Annotated in this window: 1 protein-coding gene; it reads right to left on the reverse strand. The window is 48.9% G+C overall.

Features of this window, described 5'->3' with window-relative positions:
• Nucleotides 1-270: hypothetical protein (locus ICN19_RS10130; RefSeq protein ID WP_216247640.1), on the reverse strand; the 270-nt coding region annotated here is incomplete at both ends.

The following is a 270-nucleotide window of genomic DNA, read 5'->3' on the forward strand; positions in this document are numbered from 1 at the left end:
TAGTGTTTGTAGCCAAGAAGACACTACCAGTGCCATCATCTTTAATGGTGCCAACACCCGTTACTGCAGTACCGCCTGCATTGGTTGCTACTAAATTGAAGGTTTCATTGTTGTCTGCTGAAGGATCGTTGGTAACTGCCGTGCGTACCAATAAACCACCTGCTGGGATAGCGACAAAACTACCTGGGGTGTAATCCACCCAAGCGGTGCCATTAAAGTACTGCAAAGCTGTACCCGAGTCAGTACCAACGGTCGCGGTACCAGAGCTTA

Origin of the sequence: Polynucleobacter sp. AP-Capit-er-40B-B4 (assembly GCF_018882245.1) — a bacterium.
GTDB lineage: Bacteria > Pseudomonadota > Gammaproteobacteria > Burkholderiales > Burkholderiaceae > Polynucleobacter.